We start from the raw sequence: 21,405 nt of genomic DNA on the forward strand, positions 1-21,405 counted from the left end.
ACATGGCAGGGACGGGTCGCCATGTCCGCACGCGCGGATCAGCGCCGGGGCGGACCCCACATGCGCCGCTTCGGCAGCGGATCGGCGTATCCGCCCGCCTTGCTGGTGGTGAGCCCGAGCGCGACCAGGGACTCGGCGAGTTTCACCGCGGCCGCGACGCCGTCCACCACCGGCACGCCGAGTTTGTCGCCCACGGTCTGCTGCAGTCCGGTCATCCCGGCGCAGCCGAGCACCAGGACCTCGGCGCCCTTCCCCTTGGCGCGCTCGGCCGCTTGCAGGAAAGCCTCCGTCGTCCGCTGGGGATCGCCCATTTCGAGGACGCCGAGCCCGGTGCCGATCACCGCCGCGCAGTTGGCGAGCACCCCCGCCGCATGAAGGCTGTCCTCGATCTGGCCGCGGGCCCGGTCGAGGGTGGTGATCACCGCGTAGCGCCGACCGATGAGACAGGCCAGATGTGCGGCCGCCTCCGTGATGTCGACGACGGGTACGCCGAGCAGTTCGCGTGCGCCCTCGCGCCCGTGCTCACCGAACCCCGCCATGACCACGGCGTCGCAGTCGCCCTCGTACCGTCGCAGGCTGTCGAGTACCGCGGCCGCAGAAAGGTAGCTGTCCAGCCAGCCCTCGGCCGACTCCGGGCCCCAGTCGGGTGTGAGCCCGGTGACCGTGGTGCCCGGGCTCGCGGCGGCGCGGGCGCCCGCCACGATCTCCTCGGTCATGGCCGCCGTGGTGTTGCAGTTGGTGACGAGCAGCCGCATCCGTTCAGCCCTCCGGCTGCTCGGTCCGCTGCGCCGGGACCACCACTGGTGCGGCGGCGCGCTCGCTGCGGCAGATCGCCGCGTACAGGACCGCCGAGATCGCGACACCGATGAACCAGGAGTACGGGGCCGCAGCGTCGAAGGCCGGGACGAGGGCGAGCACCGCGGCGATCGCCGCACTCGGCGCGAACGCCCACAGGGCCTTGGGGTTGAAGCCCTTGCGGTAGTGATACGGCGAGTCCGGGCCGGCGTTGAAGAGCTGGTCCACGTCGATGCGGCCGCGCTTGACCCAGAAGTAGTCGACCATGATCACGCCGAACAGCGGTCCGAGGAAGGCGCCGAGCCCGCCGAGGAAGTAGTTCACGACGGTCGGGTTGGAATACAGGTTCCACGGCGTGACGAGCAGTGCCGCGACGGTCGAGATGAATCCGCCGACCTTGAAGCTGATCTTCTGCGGCCAGACGTTCGCCAGGTCGTACGCGGGGGAGACGAAGTTGGCGACGATGTTCACGCCCATCGTGGCGATGGCGAAGGTCAGCGCGCCGAGGAAGAGCACCAGGGTGTTGTCGACCTTCGCGACGAGCAGCGCGGGGTCGGTGATGGCCTCGCCGTACACCTCCATGCTGCCGGCCGTGACCACGACCGAAAGCACCACGAACGCAGTGGAGTTGATGGGCAGTCCCCAGAAGTTGCCGCGCTTGACGGTGCGGTAGTCGGGGGCGAAGCGGGAGAAGTCGCAGAAGTTGAGCATCAGGGTGCCGTAGGTGGCCAGGATCAGGCCGATCGCCCCGAACCAGAGCCGTACCTGCTCGCCGGTGTCCACCGGGTGGAAGCTGTCGGTGAGCGAGATGGTCCAGTCGGCCTCGGCGAGGATCCAGATGGCCAGCGCGATCATCACGACCCAGATCGCGGGGCCGCAGAAGTCCTGGAACTTGCGGATGGACTCCATGCCCTGCGTCATGATCAGCGCCTGCAGCACCCACAGCGACAGGAACGACACCCAGCCGAGCGCGTCAAGTCCCAGGAACGAGTGCTCGGTCCAGGACTCCAGGCCGGGCCAGGCGGCGAGCAGCATCACGTTCACCGCGACCGAGGCCAGATAGGTCTGGATGCCATACCAGGCGATGGCGATCACCGCGCGGATCAGGGCGGGGATGTTCGCGCCCCAGACGCCGAAGCTGATCCGGCTGATGACGGGGAACGGTACGCCGTGCTGCTGGCCCATCTTCCCCATCAGGTTCATCCCGAGGTAGATCAGGATGAAGCCGACGAGCAGGGAGGTGAAGACCTGCCAGACGCTCATGCCGATGACCAACAGGCCTGCGGCGAACGTGTAGTTGCCGAGGTTGTGGACGTCGGACATCCACAGCGCGAACAGGTCGAAGACCTTCCACTTGCGCTCCTTGGCGGGCGCGAGGTCCTCGTTGGTGAGGCGGGGGTCCGGGGTGGTGGGGGCACCCGGAGGGCGCGTGCCGTCGATGACGGACGTGGAGCCTCCATGGGAAGGGGGACAGGAGGGAGCGGCGCGTTTGGTATACCAAGCGCGACGCGGTCATCGTCCCGCCGCCACCCACGCGCGGCAATGTCCCGGCGGTTACGAGTAGGTAAAACGCACGGCGGTCGGCGGTGCCCGGCGGGAGTTCGGCCCCGGCGGCCCGAACTCCCGCCCCGACGCCCTGAACTGGGGCTGCGGCAGGTTAAATGAGCTGTATGACCACTGCTGAACGCGCGCTCGGCGCCGTGCGCGAAAAGGTGCTCGCCGAGCTGCGGCAGGACATAGTCGCCGGCCGGCTGCGCCCCGGCGACCGCCTGGTCGAACGGGAGCTCGCCGAGCGCTTCGGGGTGTCGCGGGTGCCCGTACGGGAGGCGGTGCGCGCCTTGGTCGCCGAGGGCTTCGTGTACTTCGACACCCCGCGGCGCGCGCTGGTGCGGCGCCTGGACGCCACCGACGTACAGGAACTCTTCGAGCTGCGCGAGGCGTTGGAGGTCTACGCCGCGGGCCTCGCGGCCGAGCGCGCCACACCGGAGGCGCTGGCCGATCTCGCGGAGCTCCTCGACCGGGCGGCCGTCGCCACCGAGGCCCAGGACGCCGAGACCATCACGGACGTGAACACGCTGTTCCACGACCGGATCCTCGCGATGGCCGGCAATGGCCTGCTGATGTCGGTGATGGAGCCGGTCGACGGGCGGATGCGGTGGATGACGCGGCGCAATGAGGAGTGGCTCACGCTCCTGGAGGAACATCACGAGCTGTACGAGGCCCTCGCCTCGGGCGACCGGGACCGCGCACGCGCGAGTGCGCTGGCGCATGTGCGGACCAACTACCGGACTACGGTGCGGCAGTTGTTCGGGGAGGGGAAGGGCGAGGGTGAGGGGAAGGGCGAGGGGAAGGGCGAGGGCGAGGGTGACGGGCAGGGCAAGGAGGCGTAAGTCCCGGCTGCTAGTACCCCGTCTCGCGTAGCCAGCGCAGTGTGGTGACGGCTTCCGCGCCGAACTCCTCGCACTGCGCGAGCAGCGCGCGACCGGCAGCGGAGTCGAGCAAGCCGGCATCGGGCGGCAGGAGTCGCAGCGCGCCGAGACGGGCCGATTCGACGGCCGCGTGCCGGGCGGCGAAGTAGCCCACGTCGTTGGGTCCGTCCGCCCGGGCGGCGAGGTACGCGCGGTGGGCCTCCTCCGACGGGTGGGAGTGGAGCGAGTCCTCGATCAGCCCGTCGAGGTAGCTCGCCAGGCGGGTCGAGGTCTCGCTCACTCGGGCGGCGGCATAGGAGCTGTCGGCCGACTCGGCGAAGGTGAGCAGGCCGGCGATCGTCTCGAGCTGGACGAGCTGGACCGTATCCGGATGCACTTCGGACGAGAACAACTCGGCGGTGGACAGCGCGGAGACGGCCTGTCGGCAGGCCCCGTCCGACCGTTCGCCCGGAGCCTGTGCTGCCACATGGAACAGCGACCGCAGCACTGAGGGGTCCAGGCCCCAGGCCGCATCCGTCTCGAAGGCGAACAGCGGCGCGCGCCATCGCCACAGGTCCAGTGCGGCGGCCTGCCGCTGCTCCTGTGCTCGGGTCATCACGGCCTCGTGTCAGGCGTCGCTCGGCTTGGGGTGGGCGTCGCTCGGCTTGTGTCCGGCATCGGTCGGCTTTCGTCCGGCGTCGCTCGCGCCGGGGCGGCGGATCATGAAGATGTCCACCGGGTCCTCGGACTCCAGCTCGAACCCGTGCCGCTCGTACAACCGCCGCGCGGGGCTGTCCTGCAACACGTTGAGGCGAACCGTGTCGCCCGCCGCGTCGGCCCGGGCGAGGAGGGTGCGCAGGACGGCGGAGCCGAGGCCGCGGCCCTGCAGGTCCGGGCGGAGGTAGAAGTGCTCCAGCCAGTGGCAGTCCTCTGCGGGGCGCATCGCCACCGAGCCGGCGAACGTGCCGTCGGCGAGGACGACGAAGGTGTGCTCGGGGACGTAGGCCTCGCGGAAGCGCTGGCGTACGCGGTGGGGATCGAAGACGCCCAGGCGCTGGAGATCCGGGCGCATCACGACGGCCCGCAGCTCGGCGATGGTCTCAAGGTCCCCCGGTTCGGCGGCACGCAGCGCTATGTGCGCGTCCACCTGCGTCGATGCATCCACGGCGGCAGTGTGCCAGCAGGCCTCGCGGCGGCTGCGGGCGGGGCGTTCACCAATGGAGAATTGTCTTGCCGGGGCGCCGAGCCCGCTGTGAAGATCACGCCATGCCCACCTTCACCGCCCCGGACGGAACCCGCCTCGCCTATCGCACGACAGGTACCGGCGAGCCCCTGCTGTGTGTGCCCGGCGGGGCGATGCGTGCCAGTGCTTACTTCGGTGACCTCGGCGGTCTCGGTGCGCACCGGCAGCTCGTGTTCCTGGATCTGCGCGGCACGGGAGCCTCGGACGTGCCCGCCGACCCGGCCACGTACCGCTGCGACCGTCAGGTGGCGGACATCGAGGCGCTACGGGAGCACCTCGGCCTCGACCGTGTCGATCTGCTCGCGCACTCGGCGGGCGCCAACCTCGCGCTCCTGTACGCGGCCGCCCACCCGGCGCGGGTCCGGCGGCTCGCGCTGATCACGCCGACGCTGTGGGCCGTGGGCATCCGCGTCACGCCGGAGCAGCGGCGCGAAGCGGCGCTGCTGCGCGGCGGTGAGCCGTGGTTCGACGAGGCATGGCCCGTCTTCGAGGCGCGGCTGCGAGGCGAGGAGGCCGAGGGCCCGTTCCAGGCCTTCTTCTACGGCCGGTGGGACGCGCAGGCCCAGGCGCACGCGGCCGAAAGCCCGCTGCAGATCAACATGGAGGCGGCGCGGCTGTATACCTCGGAAGGCGCCTTCGACCCGCCGGCGACCCGAGCCGACCTCTCCGCGCTGGACGCGGAAGTCCTCGTTCTGAGCGGTGAGTTGGACGGCGTGCCGCGCCCGCAGGCCGCCCGCGAGCTGGGCGAGGTGCTGCCCGCGGCGCAGTTCGACGTACAGGCCGGTGCCGGGCACTTCCCGTGGCTGGACGACCCGGGCGCGTTCCGCCGGACGCTGGCCGCTTTTCTCGACCCCGCGGTGCACAGTGCCCGTACTGCGCGCGGCCGGCTCGCGTACAGCGTGAGCGGCCCGGAGAGCGCGCCGCCCGTCGTCCTCGTCCACGGCCGGGGCGCCGACCGCCGCGACTGGACGGGCATCGCCGCCGCACTGGCCACCGATCACCGGGTGTACGCGGTGGACCTCACCGGGCACGGTCTGAGCGACTGGCCCGGTACGTATTCTTTCGCCGGCTTCCGTGACGACCTGCGGGCGTTCATCGAGGACCGCGGCCTCGCGGGCGCCACGGTGATCGGCCACTCGATGGGCGGCGCGGCGGCCTGGCTGCTCGCGCAGCAGCGGCCGGACCTGGTCGGGCGCCTGATCATCGAGGAAGCCCCGGCCATGGTGCCGCTCGAACCCCGCCGCGGACCGGCCGAACGCCCGCCGGGCGAGCTCGGCTTCGACTGGCCCGTCGTCCCGGACACCAACCGCGACCTCAACGACCCCGATCCGTCCTGGCGCGCGGCGTACGAACTCATCACGACACCCACGCTCGTGATCGCGGGCGGCTCCAAGAGCCATGTCCCGCAGGACCAGATCGCCGCGATGGCCGCCCGGATGCCTGATGCCCGCCTGGTGACGATCGAGGCCGGACATCTCGTACACGAGGAGCGCCCGCGGGAATTCCTTGCGGCGGTGCGGGAGTTCGGGGTTTGAACCGGGAGACGGCAGGTGTTGAGGCTGAACCGGGAAACGGCCGACGTCCCGGTTGATGGGAAGCAGGCCAGCTTCCTGGTTGCGTCGGAAGACGACCGGCGTCCCCGTCTTCCCAGGTCGGCCGGTCCGGCTTAGCCTTGCCGTTCACCGGCGACGGGGGCGCCGCACAGCGCCCGCGCGCCTTCGAAGTCCGACGGGGGACGCTCGTGCCAACCGAACTGCTCAGCCCGGCCGCGGCGCGCCGCCGGTACGTCACCGTCTGCGTGCTGTTCTGGCTGCCCGCCGGGCTGGCCATCGCGCCGGGGATCCTGCTGTTCACCGAGCGGGGGATGAGTCTCGCCGCGATCGCGGGCTTCTTCGCCGCGCACTCGCTGACCGTCGCGCTGCTCGAACTCCCCACCGGCGGACTGTCCGACGTCATCGGCCGCCGTACCGTGCTCGCGGCCGCCGGTGTCTTCGACTGCCTGGCGTTCGCACTCATAGGCCTGGGCACGAGTGCGTGGATGCTCGCGCTCGGCATGGCGCTCAAGGGGGTCGGCCGTGCGCTGCACAGCGGGCCGGCCGAGGCCTGGTACGTGGAGACCGTGCAGGCCCACTCCGGACCCGACGCCGATCTGCGCACCGGACTCGCCCGCGGCTCCTTTGCGACCTCGGCCGCGCTCGCGGTGGCCACGCTGCTCGGCGGCGCGCTGCCGTGGCTGCTCGGGCTCGGCCCGGACCTCGGCGACCGGCTGAGCGAGTCGACCGGCGGACAGATCGTGGCGCTGTCCGTACCGGCGTTGCTCGCGTCCGTGATGTCGCTGGTCTTCGCCGTCTACGTGATGACGGCGCTGCCCGAGAAGCCGCGGCCGCGCACGACGCTGGGCGCCACGCTGCGCGGGGTGCCCGCCACCGTCGTCGGCGGGCTGCGGCTCGGCGGCAGCGACCGCATCGTCCGCCGCGTGCTGCTCACCGCGGCCGCCGTGGGTGCGGCCCTGTGCGCGATCGAGCTGCTCATGCCGGGCCGTGCCGCCGAGGTGACCGGGGCGGCCGAGTCGGGCGCCGTGCTGTTCGCGGCGCTGGCCTGTACGGGGTTCGTCTGCTCGGGTCTCGGCAGCCAGTGCGCCCCGCTCGCGGCACGGCTCGCCGGCAGTGGTTCGCGAGCCGTGCTGTTCTGCCTGGCCGTTGCGGGCGGCGGGCTCGTGGCGCTCGCCGCGACGGCCGCGGCGAGCGGTGCGTTCCCCGTGGTGCTGGCCATCCTCGGGTACTGCCTGGTCTACATAGGCCTGGGCGCGGCGAGCCCGAACCAGAACGACCTCCTGCACCGCCGCGTCACCAACGAGCGCCGCGCCACGGCCCTGTCCGTGCAGTCCCTGGCCCTCCAACTAGTCGGCGCCCTGGCCGCCCTCGTCGCCGGCGCCTTGCCACCGGGGCCGCTGCCGTGGCTGGTGGGGGCGGTGGCGCTGCTCCTCGCGGCGGCGCTGTGGGCGGCGAGGGTGCCGGAGGATCCGGGTGCGGTATCTGCGGACGGGGCGGGAACGGTGCCTGCGCATGAGGCGGGAGCAGTGCCTGTGGGGAAGCAGGGAGTGGTGCCCGTGGGGGAGAAGGGGCCGGCGTCAACGCGTGAGGCCGGAGCGGAGCCCGTGCAGGAACTCTGATGGTGGGGGTACTCCGTTCCGCCGTCAGCCGGCCCTTTGCGGTCTCTTCGGCTTGGGCATGGTTCCAGGTGGGCGGGCCATGACGACGTGCGGGGGCGGGGCATGTTCGACGGGATCAGGCGCAACCCTTGGCTGAAGGAGATCACCCAGAGGTGGTTCTGGGAGTACGCGTTCGAGGTGGTGTCCGGCGTCCTGTGGTCCCGCTCGACGTGGGTCCTGCTGGGCAACGCGGGCACGTTCCTCAGCGCGCTCGCCGGGGCGGTGTACCTCTGGTCGCGCCCGTTCTCGTGGGCCGCGTATGGAGTCGTCCAGCTCGCCTGTCTGTTTTCGCAGGCGGTCGCCATGATCCCGGTCGTATGGCCGGGGAGGACGGCGACGGCACGGGATGTCGGCGAATTCGCCGATTCTCACCAGGGCCTGACGGTGGCCACCGTCTGCGGTTCGTGGATCTTCGGTGTGTGCCCGGGCTTGTTCCTGCTCACGTTCTTCGGCGTGGACGTCGACAGCCCGCCGTGGTCCGCCGTGTTCCTCTCAGGGACCGCACTCATGCTGGCCTGCATCGCAGGCCTGATCACCGCGACGGCCATCGCCGACAAGGTGAAGGAGACGCGCCGCGAAGCGCCCGGGCCGGAGGGTGTGTCCGGCCCGGGGGACAGCGGGGACAGCGCCGCCGTGGACTCCGGCGGTTTCGACGGCGACTGAGCGGCGGCACTGAGCCGCGGAGCCGGTCGGGCGGCCCGACAACCACCCCCGAGCACCCAGAGCGCGCCGGAACACTTCCGGGCACCCGCGACACGAACCTCAGCCGAGATCGGCGAGCAGCCCGTCCAGCGCCTTGCCCAGGGCATCGGCGTTGGCTGCGTCGAACCAAGTGGTGCGGATGCGCTCGTTGTTGCCGCCGGGTGTCTCGTGATCGGCTGCGAGCTGCTGCAGCGCCCGGGCCTCGTCGCCGAGCGAACGGCCGACCCCCTGGAAGAGGCTGCGCACATAGCGTTCGGCCTCGGACGGCGGAACGCCCTGACGGCCGGCCCAGGCCGTGAGGGTCGCGAGGTAGGAGTAGTGGGCGGTGAGCGTCCCCGTCAGTGCGGAGAAGACGTCGAACGCCGCCTCGTCGGGGACGGGAAGCGCACCGCCCAACTGCTCGAACAGGTCGTCCACCACAGGATGCGACGGACAGGTCACGGTGACGGAGCGCCGCTCTCGTACGGTGGGCAGCGGAATGGCCCGTACGACCGGGAAGTCGCCGTCGAGCGTGGCGCGCAGCGTCTCGTTCCGTACCCCGGCCATCACGTTGACCACGATCCTGTCCCCGCCCACCCGCAGCCCGGACAGGGCTTCGTGCCGCTGATCGCGGCGCACGGCGATCAGGACGATCTGCGAACTGTCCACCACCGCCTGGTTGTCGGCGCACACCCGCACGCTCGCGTACCGCCCGGCCAGCTCCGCTGCCGTACGGGCGCCACGCGGCGACAGAAACACCTCGGGCGCCTCACCGCCACCCTCGCACAACCCCTCGACGAGGGCCCGCCCGATCTCCCCGACCCCGATCACTCCGATGCGTTGCACGACGGCTCCTTCTCGTCGAGACAGTGCTGAGCGGCGGCCCGCACCTCGGGATGGGGATCGTGCACGGCCGGCCGGAGGGCCGCGTGCTGCTTCCACCAGCGCAGGGACAGAACCGCCAGGCGGCGTGTGGTGGCGTCCGGATCCTGGGTCATGACCTCGGCCAGACGCGGAACGACGCGTCGGCCGACGGCGGCGCCCAACGAGCGATCGCCCAGGACGCAGACGGCATGACGGCGCACCACCGTGTGGGGTGAGGCCAAGGCGTCGACGGCCGTGCTTACTTCCTCGGCCCGCAGGGTGCAGTAGCTGGAGCCCGGACGGAGTTCGGCGAGCAACGCATCGCTCAACTCGGGCCGGTCGGACAGGAAGCGTTCCAGCGGCCGGTAGTCGAGCGGTGGTGGCGAGACGGCCTGGTCACGGAAGGAGGTGAAAGGGGCCGCCACTGCCGACACGACGATCTCATTCGCCAAGGCATCGGCGGACAGGACGACATCGAGACGTCCGAGCCGGGACAGCGCCGCCGCGTTCCAGCTCTGGTCGGGCCCCGCGCAGTTCTCCAGGGCGGCGGAAAGAGCCGCGATCACCTCGACGGAAGCGTCCCCGATGTCCGCGAGCAGCTTCGCCGCCCACCATCGGTCAGGGCCGTGGGACAAGGCGGCGAGCAGAGCCGGCACCGCGTCGCGCCCCAGTACGCACAGGGCCTTCTCGGCGTCCTCGGGCCCTATTGCTCCGAACCGCGTGCTGAGCACCTGTACGTAACGCACGGCGCGCTCGCCCGGATCGAGCGCCCCGACTTCAGCCGTCCAGGCCGCGGCCTCCTCGTACGCGGGAAACAGCCGGCGCATTTCCCGGACGCCGAGGATCCGTCGCAGCAGCCCGTCCTCGGTGTCGTCGTCGGTCAGCACGACCACGACGAAGCCCTGATCCGTCACGCCCTCTGTACGCAGCTGCTTGCGGGCACGCTTGCACACGTGGACCAGCGAGGTCAGGTAGCGGTCGAAGGTCCGCTCCCAGTGCCGAACCGAGCCTCGGCAGGCCTCCTCGGTCAGGCTCCGCTCCCAGAACTCCCAGCGGGCCTCGGGCAGCCAGGGGTGCCACACGGTGTCCCAGTCGGGCAGGCTCCAGCGCGCGTCCACGTCGGCCGCCAGCGCCTCTTCGGAGTTGGCACCCAGCATCGGCAGCCTGATCACCCCGTCGGTCTCGGCGTAGAACTCACCGAGCACGGCCGCGTACAGCCGGTCCCCGACGCCCGCGGCCTGCGTCACCTTCGCGACGACACCCGCGGTCAGCTCGTCCTCGAAAGCCGGCCAGTCCACCCACGCCCTCCCCGTCTCATGGGACCGGGAACGACCTTCGCACACGAAAGAGGGAGCCCGCCCGGCGGACCCCCTCTTCGTACGACCGCGTCCGTCCTTTACAACCCCGCGTCCTTCTCGGCCAGGGCCTTCGCCCAGCGGTAGTCCGCCTTGCCGCTGGGGGAGCGCTGGATGTGGTCCGTCACCACGAGCTGGCGGGGGATCTTGTAGCCCGCGACGTGGGTGCGGCAGTGGGACTGGATCGCGTCCAGGGTCAAGGCCTGGGCGCCTTCGCGGAGTTGGACCACGGCCGCCACGTGGTTGCCCCACTTCGGGTCGGGGACGCCCGCGACCAGGGCGTCGTAGACGTCCGGGTGGGACTTGAGGGCCTGCTCGACCTCTTCCGGATAGACCTTTTCGCCGCCGGTGTTGATGCACTGCGAGCCGCGGCCGAGGACCGTGACGATGCCGCTCTCGTCGACCGTGGCCATGTCGCCGAGCAGCACCCAGCGCTGGCCCTCGCGCTGGAAGAAGGTCTCGGCGGTCTTCACCGGGTCGTTGTAGTAGCCGAGCGGCACGTGGCCGCGCTGAGCCAGACGGCCCACCTCGCCCACCGCCACCGGCTCGTACGTGGCCGGATCGACCACCTGGGTGCGCTCGTTGACCTCGATACGGAAGCCCTTCTCGGGGCCCGAGTCGGCGGTCGCGCGGCCGTTGGAGCCGGACTCCGACGAGCCGAAGTTGTTGAGGAGCATGACGTTCGGGACCAGCTCCTGGAACTCCGCGCGCACCGTGTCCGACATGATCGCGCCGGAGGAGGAGAGGCTGAACAGGGAGGACATGTCCACGCCCTTGCACGGGCCGCGCAGCGCGTCCACCAGCGGGCGGAGCATCGCGTCGCCGACGAGGGAGACGGAGAAGACCTTCTCCTTCTCGATGGTGCGCAGGACTTCCTCGGGCGCGTACTTGCGGTGCAGCACGACCCGTTGGCCGTAGTCGAAGGCCACGAAGGTGGTGAGCGTGGAGGTGCCGTGCATGAGGGGAGGGGTGGGGAAGAAGGTCAGGCCCGCGCTGCCGGCCGCCACCCGCTCGGCCAGTTCCTCGGGCCGCTTGACCGGCTCGCCGGAGGGCGCCCCGCCGAAGAGGCCCGCGAAGAACAGGTCCTCCTGGCGCCACATCACGCCCTTGGGCATTCCGGTGGTGCCGCCGGTGTAGATGATGAAGAGGTCGTCCGCCGAGCGCGGACCGAAGCCCCGCTCGGTCGAGCCGGATGCCTCAGCGTCCGTGAACTCGACGAGGTCGAGCGCCGGGGCATCCGAGGGTGCCGCACCGACCCGTATGAGGTGTCGCAGCTTCTCCGCCTTGGGGAGCGCCGCCGCCACCCGCTCGGTGAACTCCGCGTCGAAGACCAGGGCCGCGAGGTCGGCGTCCCGGTAGAGGTAGACCAACTCCTCTTCCACGTAGCGGTAGTTGACATTCACCGGTACGAGGCGAGCCTTGAGTGCGGCGAGCATGGTCTGCACGTACTCGATGCCGTTGTAGAGGTGCAGACCCAGGTGCTCGCCGGGCTTCAGGCCCGAGGCGATCAAGTGGTGGGCGATGCGGTTCGCCGCGTCGTCGAGCTCGCGGTACGTGAGCCGGCGTTCGGCCCCCGTGCCGGGGTGGTCGACGTAGACCAGCGCCTCGCGGTCCGGGACCACGTCGACGATCGACTCGAACAGGTCGGCAAGGTTGTACTCCACCGTTCCTCCTGACCCCGGAAAGCGCCCTGGCATTTTGTGGATTCGGCGGTCATTAGACCCTCGCGCCGGACAAGTGGGAAGGGGTGCCGACCAAGAAATCTGACTGGCTGTCAGAAAACTATTGAACTGGACCTCCGCCTACTGCAACCTGTTCTAGGTCTTGAGGTCGACATGGCAATGGGAGGCAGCACATGGGCGGGACCGAACACCTCACCGTGGAGCGCAAGGGCGCGACGCTGGTGCTCACGCTGAACCGGCCCGAGGCCAAGAACGCACTGTCGCTGCCGCTGCTCGTCGGCCTGTACGACGGATGGCTCGAAGCCGACGCGGACGACTCGATCCGCTCCATCGTGCTGACCGGCGCCGGCGGCGACTTCTGCGCGGGCATGGACCTCAAGGCCCTCGCGGGCAAGGGCATGGACGGCCAGCAGTACCGGGAGCGCATGAAGGAGGACCCGGATCTGCACTGGAAGGCGATGCTGCGCCACCACCGCCCCCGCAAGCCCGTGATCGCCGCCGTCGAGGGCTACTGCGTCGCAGGCGGTACGGAGATCCTGCAGGGCACCGACATCCGGGTGGCGGGCGAGACCGCGACCTTCGGCCTGAGCGAGGTCAAGCGGGCGCTGTTCCCGATCGGCGGCTCCACGGTCCGGCTGCAGCGGCAGATTCCGCGCACCCACGCCCTGGAGATGCTGCTCACCGGCCGTCACTACAGCGCGCAGGAGGCCCTGTCCATCGGCCTGATCGGCAATGTCGTGCCCGAGGGCAAGGCCCTCGACAAGGCCCTCGAGATCGCCGACATGGTCAACGCCTGCGGCCCGCTCGCCGTCGAGGCGGTCAAGGCCTCTGTGTACGAGACCGCCGAGATGACCGAGACCGAGGGCCTCAAGTCCGAACTCGAGCGCGGCTGGCCGATCTTCGCGACCGAGGACGCCAAGGAAGGGCCGAAGGCCTTCGCCGAGAAGCGCCCGCCCGTCTACAAGCGCGCCTGACCGGCGGCCGTCCCCCTTCCCCGCAGCCAAGGAGACACGCACGTGCCCGAACTCCTCAAAGCCCCCCTCGTCGTCGAGTTCCCCTTCACCCGCTCCCTCGGCCCCGTGCAGAGCGCCTTCCTCACCGGACTGCGCGAGCGCACCGTCCTGGGCGTGAAGACCGCCGACGACAAGATCCTCGTGCCGCCCGTCGAATACGACCCGGTGACCGCCGACGAACTGCGCGACATGGTCGAGGTCGCCACCACCGGCACCGTCACCACCTGGGCCTGGAACCCCGAACACCGCAGGGGGCAACCGCTCGGCAAGCCCTTCGCCTGGGTCCTGGTCAAGCTGGACGGCGCCGACACCGCCCTCCTGCACGCCCTCGACGTCGAGGGCCCCGACGCCGTCCGCACCGGCATGCGAGTACGGATCCGCTGGGCCGAGGAACGGTCCGGCGCGATCACGGACATCGCCTGCTTCGAACCGTACGACGGCGACGAGAGCTCCGAAACGAGCCCGCACGACGGGCAGTTCGAGGACGCGGTGACCGGCATCGTCGCCGAGGCCCGCCTCGACTACACCTACTCGCCGGGCCGCGCCCAGTCCGCCTACATCACCTCGGTCGCCGAGCGGAAGATGGTCGGCGAGCGCTGCCCCTCCTGCTCCAAGGTGTACATCCCGCCCCGCGGCGCCTGCCCCACCTGCGGAGTCGCCACCCGTGAGGCGGTGGAGGTCGGTCCGTACGGCACGGTCACCACCTTCTGCATCGTCAACGTCAAGGCCAAGAACCTCGACATCGAACTGCCCTACGTCTACGCGCACATCGCACTCGACGGCGCCGACCTCGCCCTGCACGGCCGGATCGCCGGCATCCCGTACGACCAGGTGCGCATGGGCCTGCGGGTCGAACCCGTCTGGACCGAGGGCGGGCGCTACCCCGACCACTACCGGCCCACCGGCGAGCCGGACGCCGACTACGACACGTACAAGGAGCTGGTGTAGATGCGAGAGGTCGCGATCGTCGCCTTCGCGCAGAGCGACCAGGTGCGCCGCTCGGACGAGCAGTCCGAGGTCGAGATGCTCATGCCCGTGCTGCACTCGGTGATGGAGCAGACGGGCCTGAAGACCAGCGACATCGGCTTCACCTGCTCCGGCTCCTCCGACTACCTCGCGGGCCGCGCCTTCTCCTTCACGATGACCCTCGACGGCGTCGGAGCCTGGCCGCCCATCTCCGAGTCGCATGTGGAGATGGACGGCGCCTGGGCCATGTACGAGGCCTGGGTGAAGATCCTCACCGGCGAGGTCGACACCGCGCTCGTCTACTCGTACGGGAAGTCCTCGCCCGGATCCGTCCGCGATGTCCTGACCCGGCAGCTGGACCCGTACTACGTGGCCCCGCTGTGGCCGGACGCCGTAGCCCTCGCCGCACTTCAGGCGCAGGCGCTCATCGACTCCGGAGAGACCGACGAGCCGGCGCTGGCGGGGATCGCCGCCCGCAGCCGCGAGGCGGCGGCGGACAACCCGCGCGCGCAGGTCAAGGGCGCGGTCCCGCAAGGCGATTACGTGGTCCAGCCGCTGCGCAAGGGCGACTGCCCGCCCATCAGCGACGGCGCCGTGGCCGTGGTGCTCGCCGCCGGGGACAAGGCGCGCGAACTGTGCGCGCGGCCCGCGTGGATCCGCGGCATGGACCACCGCATCGAAGCGCACAGCCTCGGCGTACGGGATCTCACCGACTCACCGTCGGCGCGGCTCGCCGCCGAGCGGGCCGGAGCCTTCGAACGGCCCGTGGACACAGCCGAGTTGCACGCTCCGTTCACCTCGCAGGAGGTCGTGCTCCGCAAGGCGCTGAAGCTCGGCGACGAGGTGAAGGTCAACCCGTCGGGCGGCCCGCTCGCCGCCAACACGATGATGGCCGCGGGCCTCCTCCGGATCGGCGAGGCCGCGGCCCGTATCCACCGCGGCGAGTCCGACCGCGCGCTCGCCCACGCGACCTCCGGTCCCTGTCTGCAGCAGAACCTGGTCGCCGTACTGGAAGGGGACGCCCAGTGAGTGTCGCGAAGGAGCCGGTGGCCGTTGTCGGCATCGGCCAGACCAAGCACGTCGCCGCCCGCAAGGACGTCTCCATCGCCGGACTCGTCCGCGAGGCGGCCAAACGGGCCCTCGCCGACGCCGAGTTGACCTGGGCCGACATCGACGCCGTCGTCATAGGCAAGGCGCCCGACTTCTTCGAGGGCGTCATGATGCCGGAGCTCTACCTCGCCGACGCGCTCGGCGCGGTCGGCAAGCCCATGCTCCGGGTGCACACGGCCGGGTCGGTCGGCGGCTCGACCGCGCTGGTCGCCTCCAACCTCGTCGCGTCCCGTGTGCACAAGACGGTCCTCACCCTCGCGTTCGAGAAGCAGTCCGAGTCCAACGCGATGTGGGGCCTGTCGCTGCCCGTCCCCTTCCAGCAGCCGCTGCTCGCGGGCGCCGGCGGCTTCTTCGCCCCGCACGTACGCGCCTACATGCGCCGTACGGGAGCACCGGACCACATCGGCTCCCTCGTGGCGTACAAGGACCGGCGCAACGCCCTGAAGAACCCGTACGCGCATCTGCATGAGAAGGACATCACCCTGGAGAAGGTGCAGGCGTCCCCGATGCTGTGGGACCCGGTCCGCTACTCCGAGACCTGCCCGTCCTCCGACGGCGCGTGCGCGATGGTCCTCACCGGCCGGGAAGGTGCGGCCCGTTCGCCGAGGCCGCCGGCGTGGATGCACGGCGGGGCCATGCGGTCGGAGCCGACGATGTTCGCCGGCAAGGACTTCGTCTCGCCCCGGGCGGGCAAGGACTGCGCGGCCGATGTCTACCGGCAGGCCGGCATCAAGGACCCGCGCCGGGAGATCGACCTGGCCGAGATCTATGTGCCGTTCTCCTGGTACGAGCCGATGTGGCTGGAAAACCTGGGCTTCGCCGCCGAGGGCGAGGGCTGGAAGCTCACCGAGGCCGGTGCCACCGAACTCGACGGCGATCTGCCCATCAACCCGTCGGGCGGCGTCCTTTCGACGAACCCGATCGGTGCTTCCGGGATGATCCGCTTCGCCGAGGCCGCGCTCCAGGTGCGCGGCCAGGCCGGCGAGCACCAGGTCGACGGTGCGCGCAAGGCGCTCGGCCATGCGTACGGGGGCGGTTCGCAGTTCTTCGCGATGTGGCTGGTGGGGTCGGAGCCGCCGCAGAGCTGAGTCCTGCAATCCCGTAGAACTGAGTCCTGCAATGCCGCAGAACTGACATTCGCCGTGCCGCAGAACCGACTCTCGAAGTGCCGGACGGGCCGTACTCCTTCCGTGGCCTGTCCGGCACCTCCGCCGAAAGCTAGTCTGGCGGGCGGACGACATACCGGGAGGAGCAGGGACGTGGCCGAGAGCACCACCACCACCCGACAGCACCCCTTCGAGGGCTGGGAGAAGCCGGACCTCGACTTGAGCCGGGCGGACTGGCAGTCGGGCACCCGCAATCAGGGAGATGTGCAGATCGCCTTCGTCGAGGGCTTCATCGCGATGCGCAACGGCGGCCGCCCGGAGAGCCCCTCCCTGATCTTCACGCCCGCCGAATGGCGGGCGTTCGTACTGGGGGCGCGGGACGGCGAGTTCGACCTCACGTAGGTTGCCCCGCCTCTTGTAGATCCCTACGAATACCGGATCCGGGTCCACCACCCTCTTCATGCCTTCGACTCCTGGCTGAGCGCCCTCGGCGGGCGATGTACTCCTCACACCGCGCGGCACTTCGCCGCGAAACGACGATGTGCGGGGGCACAACGCGATGAGCACGCAGAGGACGCAGGGCACGCAGGGAACGCAGCTGTACGACGAGATCGGCGAGGCCTTCGAAGGTTTCAAGGCGCTTCCGCTGGCGCGCTACGGAGAGGTGCCGAGCATCCTGGCCCTGGTCGGTGACGTGCGGGGCAAGTCGGTCCTGGACCTCGCGTCCGGGACCGGCTTCTACAGCCGGGAGTTCAAGCGGCGCGGCGCCGCGGACGTCCTCGGCATCGACATCTCGTCCGAGATGGTCGCCGTGGCCCGGCGCATGGAGGAGGCCGCACCGCTCGGCGTGCGCTACGAAGTGGGCGACGCCGCTGAACTCCGGGAGCTGGAGCGGCAGTTCGACATCGGTGTCGGTGTGCAGCTGCTCAGCTATGCCCCGGACATCGCGGCCATGGAGCGCATGTGCCGCAACATCCACCGGAGCCTCAAGCCCGGCGGTGAGTTCTTCATCCTCAATCAGTCACCCGACTTCCGCTTCGACGGCCCTTCCATCGACAAGTACGGATTCCGCAGCGAACTGACCGGCGAGGAGGCCGAGACCGGTCCGCTCGCCCGTTTGACCGCGCACCTGCCGGGCCATCCCGTCAGCTTCGTCACGCCGCGCCCGCGCCGCGAGGTGTATGAGAACGCACTGACGGCCGCCGGATTCACGGATCTGGAGTGGGTGCCGCTGCACATCTCGGAGGCCGGAATCAGCGAGTACGGCGAGGAGTTCTGGACCGACCTGTTCGTGAACCCGCCGCTTGAACTGTTGCGCTGCCGTGCGTAAGTGCCGCTGAGCGAACCTTCTGGGGCACTCGTACGTCCAAGGCGCGGGTGTCGGAGGTGCCGGCACCTGGGGGAGGTCGGTGCATGTCGGGCAGACGGAGGGTCGAACGGTCCGTGAAAGCGCGAAAGGCCCGGGCGGCAGGCGTACGGGTGGCGCTCGCGGCCGCGTTGATCGGATCGTCCACGGCCTGCGCCGGGACGGATGCCGCCACGCAGGGTGGGGCGCAGGGCTCGTGCGCGGCCCGGCTCGAATACCGGGGCCACACCTACCTGGGACATGGGCTCTATCCCGACGATGAAGGCGAGGGTCTGGGCGTCAAGGCGGGCAAGCGGCTCGGAACGGGCATCCAGCCCGGGTGTGACGACACCCCGAACGACGCGGGCGACGGCGTGCCTGCGCGGTCGCTGCCCGTGTACGCGATCGACGGTGTGGACCCCGTCCACGCGGTGACCGTGGACCACCCGGCGGGCGGCACGCTCTACATCGAGCGGAACTCCGAGAAGGGCCTGCCGGAGCTGAGGAAGCGGATCGAGGCGCGGACGGCGGATCGGCCGTCGACGGGAGCAGCCCGCTGAGAAGGCCCCGCCCCTTCGGTCCGCGAGGGCCGGGGCCTCGCGCTCAGAGTCCGGGGCCTCGCTCGCGCTGCCGGTTCAGGGCCACAGCAGCTGACGCCGCCAGCTGCCGTCCGGCTCCGGCAGATACGTGAGCCGCGTGTGACGCCGTCCCTTGTCGCCCTGCCAGAACTCCACCGACTCCGCCCGTACGGTGAGCAGTTGCCAGCCCTCGGGTACGAGGCCGGGGTCCTGCTCGACGCGCGTCAGGGACTGTGCCACCGCGGCGTCCCGCTCGGCGAGGTCCGTCAGCGGCTCGGACTGGCGGCCCAGGAGGGACTCGGCGCGGGCGCCGATGCCGCGGGCCAGGAAGTCCACGCGGGAGGCAGCCGTCCCGGCCGGTACCACCGGACCGCGCACCCGCACCTGACGGGCCAGCTGAGGCCAGTAGAAGGTGAGCGCCGCATAGGGGCGCTCGGCCAGATCGCGGCCCTTGACGCCCCCGCTGTCCGAGGCGAACTGCCAGCCCTCGGCGTCCACGTTCTTCAGAATCAGCACCCGCGCCGTCGGATTGCCGTCCGCGCCCGCCGTCGACAGGGTCATCGCGTGTGGCTCGCGCACCCCCGCGTCCAGGGCGTGCAGCAGCCACTCGGTGAAGAGTTCCTCGGGTGCCGGCGGCGCGGTCGAGGGGTCGAAGGCGGGGATCTCGCCCCCGAACACCTCGATGCCTCGCAGCAGCCGGCGCAGATCCTCCGCCACTCCTACCTCCAGCCCTAACGGTTTATACGGACGCTAGCATTAGCCTCATGCCGGACTCCCAGCTGGTCCTCGACCTCGCGCTCACCATCCGCCACGACGGACACGGCGGTGTCGCCGACGACCTCGCCGAGCCCGCCGGACTGACCGTGTGGGTGCGTGAACGCCTTCCGGAAATGGGGGAGTTCGCTGCGGGCGAGGCTGCCCTCACCTCCGTACGGGAACTGCGGGCGGCCGTTCGCGCGCTCTTCGCCAAGGCGGTGCGGCCGGGAGAGCCCAGCCCCGCCGACGCGCGCCGGCTGCTGCCGGAGCCCGAGGCGTTGGCCCGCCTGAACGCGGCGGCGGCCGGGGTTCCGGTCGTGCCGGTTTTCACCTGGGGCGACGAACCGGTGGCCGAGCTGCGTCCCGCGGCCCCGGCCGATCCCGCCGTGCTGCTGACCGCCATTCTGGCGCGCGCGGCGATCGGCTTTCTCGCCGGACCCGACCGCGCCAAGCTCCGTGCGTGCCACGCCCCGCGCTGCGTGCGCTACTTCCTCAAGGAGCACCCGCGCCAGGAGTGGTGCAAACCCTCCTGCGGCAACCGCGCGCGGGTGGCCAGGCACCATGAACGCCACCGTCCGGGCGCCTGAACGTCGCTGTTCGGGCGCCCGGGCGCGCCCGCGTCCCGCTCGCACTCCGCCGCGGCGCTCGCGGCTCGTCGGGAGCGGTCGCATGCCGCTCCAGAAATATTCCTTGACGAGGATATTCGGGTAGGAGAATACTTCTCGGCATGGAGCAGATCGCATCCGCACTCGGCGACGCCGCACGCTGGCACCTCGTCGAGCTGCTTGCCGGGCGTCCCCGGTCCGTCGGTGAACTGGCCGAGCTGACCGGGCTGCGCCAACCGCAGACCACCAAGCACCTGCAGACCCTCGTGCGGGCGGGGCTCGCCTCCGTCCATCCGCTCGGTCAGCGGCGCGTGTACGCGATCGAGGCCGGGCCGCTCGCCGCGTTCGGGCAGCGGATCCAGTCGCTGGCCGAGGCGGCGGCCGGACAGCAGGGCGACCTGGACGTCCTCGCGCGCTACCGCGCCGCCATCGAGGCGGAGTCGGCTGCCGCCGCGCGGGGCGGGGAGCGCTGGGCGGACGGGCGGACCTTCGTCTTGGAGCGCCGGCTCGCCGCGGACCCCGCCCGGATCTGGCGGCACTGGACCGAACCCGCGCTGCTCGCCTCGTGGTGGGCCCCGCCGTCCATGGCGGTCGCCGACTGCGTCATCGAACCCCGGGCGGGCGGCCGCGCGGTCCTCAACCTCCGCGATGCCGAGGGGACTTATCGCTCGGCCGGCCAGGTGCACACCGCGCGGGAACACGAACGCCTCGTCTTCGACCTCTCGGTGTACGACGCCCACGGAGCGGTCTCGTTCACCGGCCACTACGACCTGACCCTCGATGCGACGGACGGCGGGACCCGGCTGCGCCTTGTCCTCGGCCTCAGTGGAACCGCCGTCGATGCGGCGCCCTTCGTCGCCGGCATCGAGACCGGCTGGGGTCAGGTGCTCGACCAGCTCGAACGTGTCGTCGGCTCAACTCCCCGTACGGGGGCCGGAGTCGCCGAGGAACGCGCCACCACCGAACAGTGACCAGGGAAGGGAACCACCTCATGAACAACCCGACCGCACGCAAGGTGACCGCCAACATCAGCCTCACGCTCGACGGGCGCTACCACGGGGCCGCGGGGCCCGGCGACATGGGCGCGATCGTCCCGTACGCCGTGACGGACACGGCCCGCGACCACCTCGCCCGCATCTGGCAGGGCAAGAGCACGGCCGTCTTCGGGCGCGGCAACGCCCTCGGTTTCGTCGGCTACTGGTCGGCGGTCGCCGAGGACGAGCACGCCGATCCGCGCGACCGTGGGTACGCGCAGTGGCTGGTCGGGGCGGAGAAGGTGGTCTTCTCGACCACGCTGACCGAGGCGCCGTGGGAGCGGAGCCGCGTGGTGAACGGGCCGACCGAGGAGGTCATCCGCGAGCTCAAGTCCGAAGCGGGCGAAGGGGACATCCTCGTCAACACGGCCCCCAGCGTCCTCAAGCCCCTGCTCGCCGCCGACCTCGTCGACCGGCTCTACCTGATGATCACCCCCGAGATCACGGGCGGCGGCGAGCGCCTCTTCGAGGACGGTCTGCCCGCCTCGCAGTGGACGCTCACCCATCAGGAGACCGGAAAGCTCGGTGAGCTCGCCCTGGTCTACGACCGGGTCCGCTGACCCCCGCACCGGTGGCGGCTGCCGGGAGCCGTTCCGCGGTCGCGTGCCACGATGGGCCGTGACCGTGGGAGAAGGCGAGGGACTCGTGGCCGA

The 21,405-nt window shown here is 70.9% G+C and carries 22 protein-coding genes; 14 read left to right on the top strand and 8 right to left on the bottom strand.

Annotated elements, in window-relative coordinates:
* Positions 1 to 38 precede the first annotated feature (38 nt).
* Positions 39 to 755, bottom strand: coding sequence for an aspartate/glutamate racemase family protein (locus H9Y04_RS20835; protein WP_187815450.1), 717 nt, complete (start codon positions 753 to 755; stop codon positions 39 to 41).
* 4 nt (positions 756 to 759) lie between these two features.
* Positions 760 to 2,118 carry an NCS1 family nucleobase:cation symporter-1 gene (locus tag H9Y04_RS20840; protein WP_236071136.1) on the bottom strand — a complete coding sequence of 453 codons (1,359 nt, stop codon included), beginning with the start codon at positions 2,116 to 2,118 and terminating at the stop codon, positions 760 to 762.
* A gap of 338 nt (positions 2,119 to 2,456) precedes the next feature.
* Here H9Y04_RS20840 and H9Y04_RS20845 point away from each other — a divergent pair, with 338 nt between their 5' ends.
* Complete coding sequence (locus tag H9Y04_RS20845; protein WP_187815451.1) at positions 2,457 to 3,185, top strand: GntR family transcriptional regulator; 729 nt, start codon at positions 2,457 to 2,459, stop codon at positions 3,183 to 3,185.
* Between the two features lie 10 nt (positions 3,186 to 3,195).
* Here H9Y04_RS20845 and H9Y04_RS20850 read toward each other — a convergent pair whose 3' ends face one another.
* The gene (locus H9Y04_RS20850; RefSeq protein WP_187815452.1) at positions 3,196 to 3,819 is read right to left on the bottom strand and encodes a hypothetical protein; all 624 of its coding nucleotides are present in this window, start codon (positions 3,817 to 3,819) and stop codon (positions 3,196 to 3,198) included.
* A 12-nt stretch (positions 3,820 to 3,831) separates the two neighbouring features.
* Complete coding sequence (locus H9Y04_RS20855; protein WP_438818128.1) at positions 3,832 to 4,332, bottom strand: GNAT family N-acetyltransferase; 501 nt, start codon at positions 4,330 to 4,332, stop codon at positions 3,832 to 3,834.
* Between the two features lie 137 nt (positions 4,333 to 4,469).
* Between H9Y04_RS20855 and H9Y04_RS20860 the strand changes: the two genes are divergently transcribed.
* The 3 genes from H9Y04_RS20860 (at position 4,470) to H9Y04_RS20870 (ending at position 8,320) form a co-directional block, all read left to right on the top strand.
* Positions 4,470 to 5,981, top strand: coding sequence for an alpha/beta fold hydrolase (locus tag H9Y04_RS20860; RefSeq protein ID WP_187815453.1), 1,512 nt, complete (start codon positions 4,470 to 4,472; stop codon positions 5,979 to 5,981).
* A gap of 206 nt (positions 5,982 to 6,187) precedes the next feature.
* Positions 6,188 to 7,618 carry an MFS transporter gene (locus tag H9Y04_RS20865; protein WP_308801051.1) on the top strand — a complete coding sequence of 477 codons (1,431 nt, stop codon included), beginning with the start codon at positions 6,188 to 6,190 and terminating at the stop codon, positions 7,616 to 7,618.
* A gap of 102 nt (positions 7,619 to 7,720) precedes the next feature.
* Positions 7,721 to 8,320 (top strand): hypothetical protein, encoded by a 600-nt coding sequence (locus H9Y04_RS20870; protein WP_187815454.1) that lies wholly within the window; start codon positions 7,721 to 7,723, stop codon positions 8,318 to 8,320.
* A gap of 99 nt (positions 8,321 to 8,419) precedes the next feature.
* On the opposite strand, the gene H9Y04_RS20875 is transcribed toward H9Y04_RS20870, so the two are convergent.
* The 3 genes from H9Y04_RS20875 to H9Y04_RS20885 all read right to left on the bottom strand — a co-directional run bounded on the left by H9Y04_RS20875 (position 8,420) and on the right by H9Y04_RS20885 (position 12,221).
* Positions 8,420 to 9,184, bottom strand: coding sequence for an NAD(P)-binding domain-containing protein (locus tag H9Y04_RS20875; protein ID WP_187815455.1), 765 nt, complete (start codon positions 9,182 to 9,184; stop codon positions 8,420 to 8,422).
* Entirely contained in the window at positions 9,166 to 10,500 is a 1,335-nt protein-coding gene (locus H9Y04_RS20880) for a HEAT repeat domain-containing protein (RefSeq protein ID WP_187815456.1), read from the bottom strand. The genes H9Y04_RS20875 and H9Y04_RS20880 overlap by 19 nt, the downstream gene beginning before the upstream one ends.
* Positions 10,501 to 10,598: 98 nt before the next feature.
* Positions 10,599 to 12,221, bottom strand: coding sequence for an acyl-CoA synthetase (locus H9Y04_RS20885; protein ID WP_187815457.1), 1,623 nt, complete (start codon positions 12,219 to 12,221; stop codon positions 10,599 to 10,601).
* A 191-nt stretch (positions 12,222 to 12,412) separates the two neighbouring features.
* Here H9Y04_RS20885 and H9Y04_RS20890 point away from each other — a divergent pair, with 191 nt between their 5' ends.
* The 7 genes from H9Y04_RS20890 to H9Y04_RS20920 all read left to right on the top strand — a co-directional run bounded on the left by H9Y04_RS20890 (position 12,413) and on the right by H9Y04_RS20920 (position 18,339).
* A complete protein-coding gene (locus H9Y04_RS20890) occupies positions 12,413 to 13,213 on the top strand; it encodes a crotonase/enoyl-CoA hydratase family protein (RefSeq protein WP_187815458.1) in 801 nt (266 codons plus the stop codon).
* 42 nt (positions 13,214 to 13,255) lie between these two features.
* A complete protein-coding gene (locus H9Y04_RS20895) occupies positions 13,256 to 14,200 on the top strand; it encodes a Zn-ribbon domain-containing OB-fold protein (RefSeq protein WP_187815459.1) in 945 nt (314 codons plus the stop codon).
* Positions 14,201 to 15,247, top strand: coding sequence for a thiolase family protein (locus tag H9Y04_RS20900; RefSeq protein ID WP_187815460.1), 1,047 nt, complete (start codon positions 14,201 to 14,203; stop codon positions 15,245 to 15,247). It begins immediately after the preceding gene.
* Positions 15,244 to 16,416 carry a thiolase family protein gene (locus tag H9Y04_RS20905; RefSeq protein ID WP_187815461.1) on the top strand — a complete coding sequence of 391 codons (1,173 nt, stop codon included), beginning with the start codon at positions 15,244 to 15,246 and terminating at the stop codon, positions 16,414 to 16,416. The genes H9Y04_RS20900 and H9Y04_RS20905 overlap by 4 nt, the downstream gene beginning before the upstream one ends.
* A gap of 171 nt (positions 16,417 to 16,587) precedes the next feature.
* On the top strand, positions 16,588 to 16,836 hold the full coding sequence (locus H9Y04_RS20910; protein WP_187815462.1) for a DUF397 domain-containing protein: 249 nt from the start codon (positions 16,588 to 16,590) through the stop codon (positions 16,834 to 16,836).
* Positions 16,837 to 16,993: 157 nt separating this feature from the next.
* Positions 16,994 to 17,764, top strand: coding sequence for a class I SAM-dependent methyltransferase (locus H9Y04_RS20915; RefSeq protein WP_187815463.1), 771 nt, complete (start codon positions 16,994 to 16,996; stop codon positions 17,762 to 17,764).
* A gap of 113 nt (positions 17,765 to 17,877) precedes the next feature.
* Positions 17,878 to 18,339, top strand: coding sequence for a DUF6281 family protein (locus tag H9Y04_RS20920; protein WP_308801052.1), 462 nt, complete (start codon positions 17,878 to 17,880; stop codon positions 18,337 to 18,339).
* Between the two features lie 75 nt (positions 18,340 to 18,414).
* On the opposite strand, the gene H9Y04_RS20925 is transcribed toward H9Y04_RS20920, so the two are convergent.
* Entirely contained in the window at positions 18,415 to 19,074 is a 660-nt protein-coding gene (locus H9Y04_RS20925) for a pyridoxine/pyridoxamine 5'-phosphate oxidase (protein ID WP_308801053.1), read from the bottom strand.
* 47 nt (positions 19,075 to 19,121) lie between these two features.
* On the opposite strand from H9Y04_RS20925, the gene H9Y04_RS20930 reads away from it, so the two are divergent.
* The 3 genes from H9Y04_RS20930 (at position 19,122) to H9Y04_RS20940 (ending at position 21,312) form a co-directional block, all read left to right on the top strand.
* Entirely contained in the window at positions 19,122 to 19,700 is a 579-nt protein-coding gene (locus H9Y04_RS20930; protein ID WP_187815465.1) for a CGNR zinc finger domain-containing protein, read from the top strand.
* A gap of 140 nt (positions 19,701 to 19,840) precedes the next feature.
* Complete coding sequence (locus H9Y04_RS20935; protein ID WP_187815466.1) at positions 19,841 to 20,689, top strand: SRPBCC domain-containing protein; 849 nt, start codon at positions 19,841 to 19,843, stop codon at positions 20,687 to 20,689.
* Positions 20,690 to 20,709: 20 nt separating this feature from the next.
* On the top strand, positions 20,710 to 21,312 hold the full coding sequence (locus H9Y04_RS20940) for a dihydrofolate reductase family protein (RefSeq protein ID WP_187815467.1): 603 nt from the start codon (positions 20,710 to 20,712) through the stop codon (positions 21,310 to 21,312).
* The last annotated feature ends 93 nt before the right edge of the window (positions 21,313 to 21,405 follow it).

This window comes from Streptomyces polyasparticus, from assembly GCF_014493765.1.
GTDB classification, from domain to species: Bacteria; Actinomycetota; Actinomycetes; order Streptomycetales; family Streptomycetaceae; genus Streptomyces; species Streptomyces polyasparticus.

Bases quoted from the DNA above. Each gene is read 5' to 3' on its own strand.
- H9Y04_RS20835 (WP_187815450.1), bottom strand. From the start codon at position 755: ATGCGGCTGCTCGTCACCAACTGCAACACCACGGCGGCCATGACCGAG.
- H9Y04_RS20840 (WP_236071136.1), bottom strand. From the start codon at position 2,118: ATGTCCGACGTCCACAACCTCGGCAACTACACGTTCGCCGCAGGCCTG.
- H9Y04_RS20845 (WP_187815451.1), top strand. From the start codon at position 2,457: ATGAGCTGTATGACCACTGCTGAACGCGCGCTCGGCGCCGTGCGCGAA.
- H9Y04_RS20850 (WP_187815452.1), bottom strand. From the start codon at position 3,819: ATGACCCGAGCACAGGAGCAGCGGCAGGCCGCCGCACTGGACCTGTGG.
- H9Y04_RS20860 (WP_187815453.1), top strand. From the start codon at position 4,470: ATGCCCACCTTCACCGCCCCGGACGGAACCCGCCTCGCCTATCGCACG.
- H9Y04_RS20870 (WP_187815454.1), top strand. From the start codon at position 7,721: ATGTTCGACGGGATCAGGCGCAACCCTTGGCTGAAGGAGATCACCCAG.
- H9Y04_RS20890 (WP_187815458.1), top strand. From the start codon at position 12,413: ATGGGCGGGACCGAACACCTCACCGTGGAGCGCAAGGGCGCGACGCTG.
- H9Y04_RS20900 (WP_187815460.1), top strand. From the start codon at position 14,201: ATGCGAGAGGTCGCGATCGTCGCCTTCGCGCAGAGCGACCAGGTGCGC.
- H9Y04_RS20915 (WP_187815463.1), top strand. From the start codon at position 16,994: ATGAGCACGCAGAGGACGCAGGGCACGCAGGGAACGCAGCTGTACGAC.
- H9Y04_RS20930 (WP_187815465.1), top strand. From the start codon at position 19,122: ATGCCGGACTCCCAGCTGGTCCTCGACCTCGCGCTCACCATCCGCCAC.
- H9Y04_RS20935 (WP_187815466.1), top strand. From the start codon at position 19,841: ATGGAGCAGATCGCATCCGCACTCGGCGACGCCGCACGCTGGCACCTC.
- H9Y04_RS20940 (WP_187815467.1), top strand. From the start codon at position 20,710: ATGAACAACCCGACCGCACGCAAGGTGACCGCCAACATCAGCCTCACG.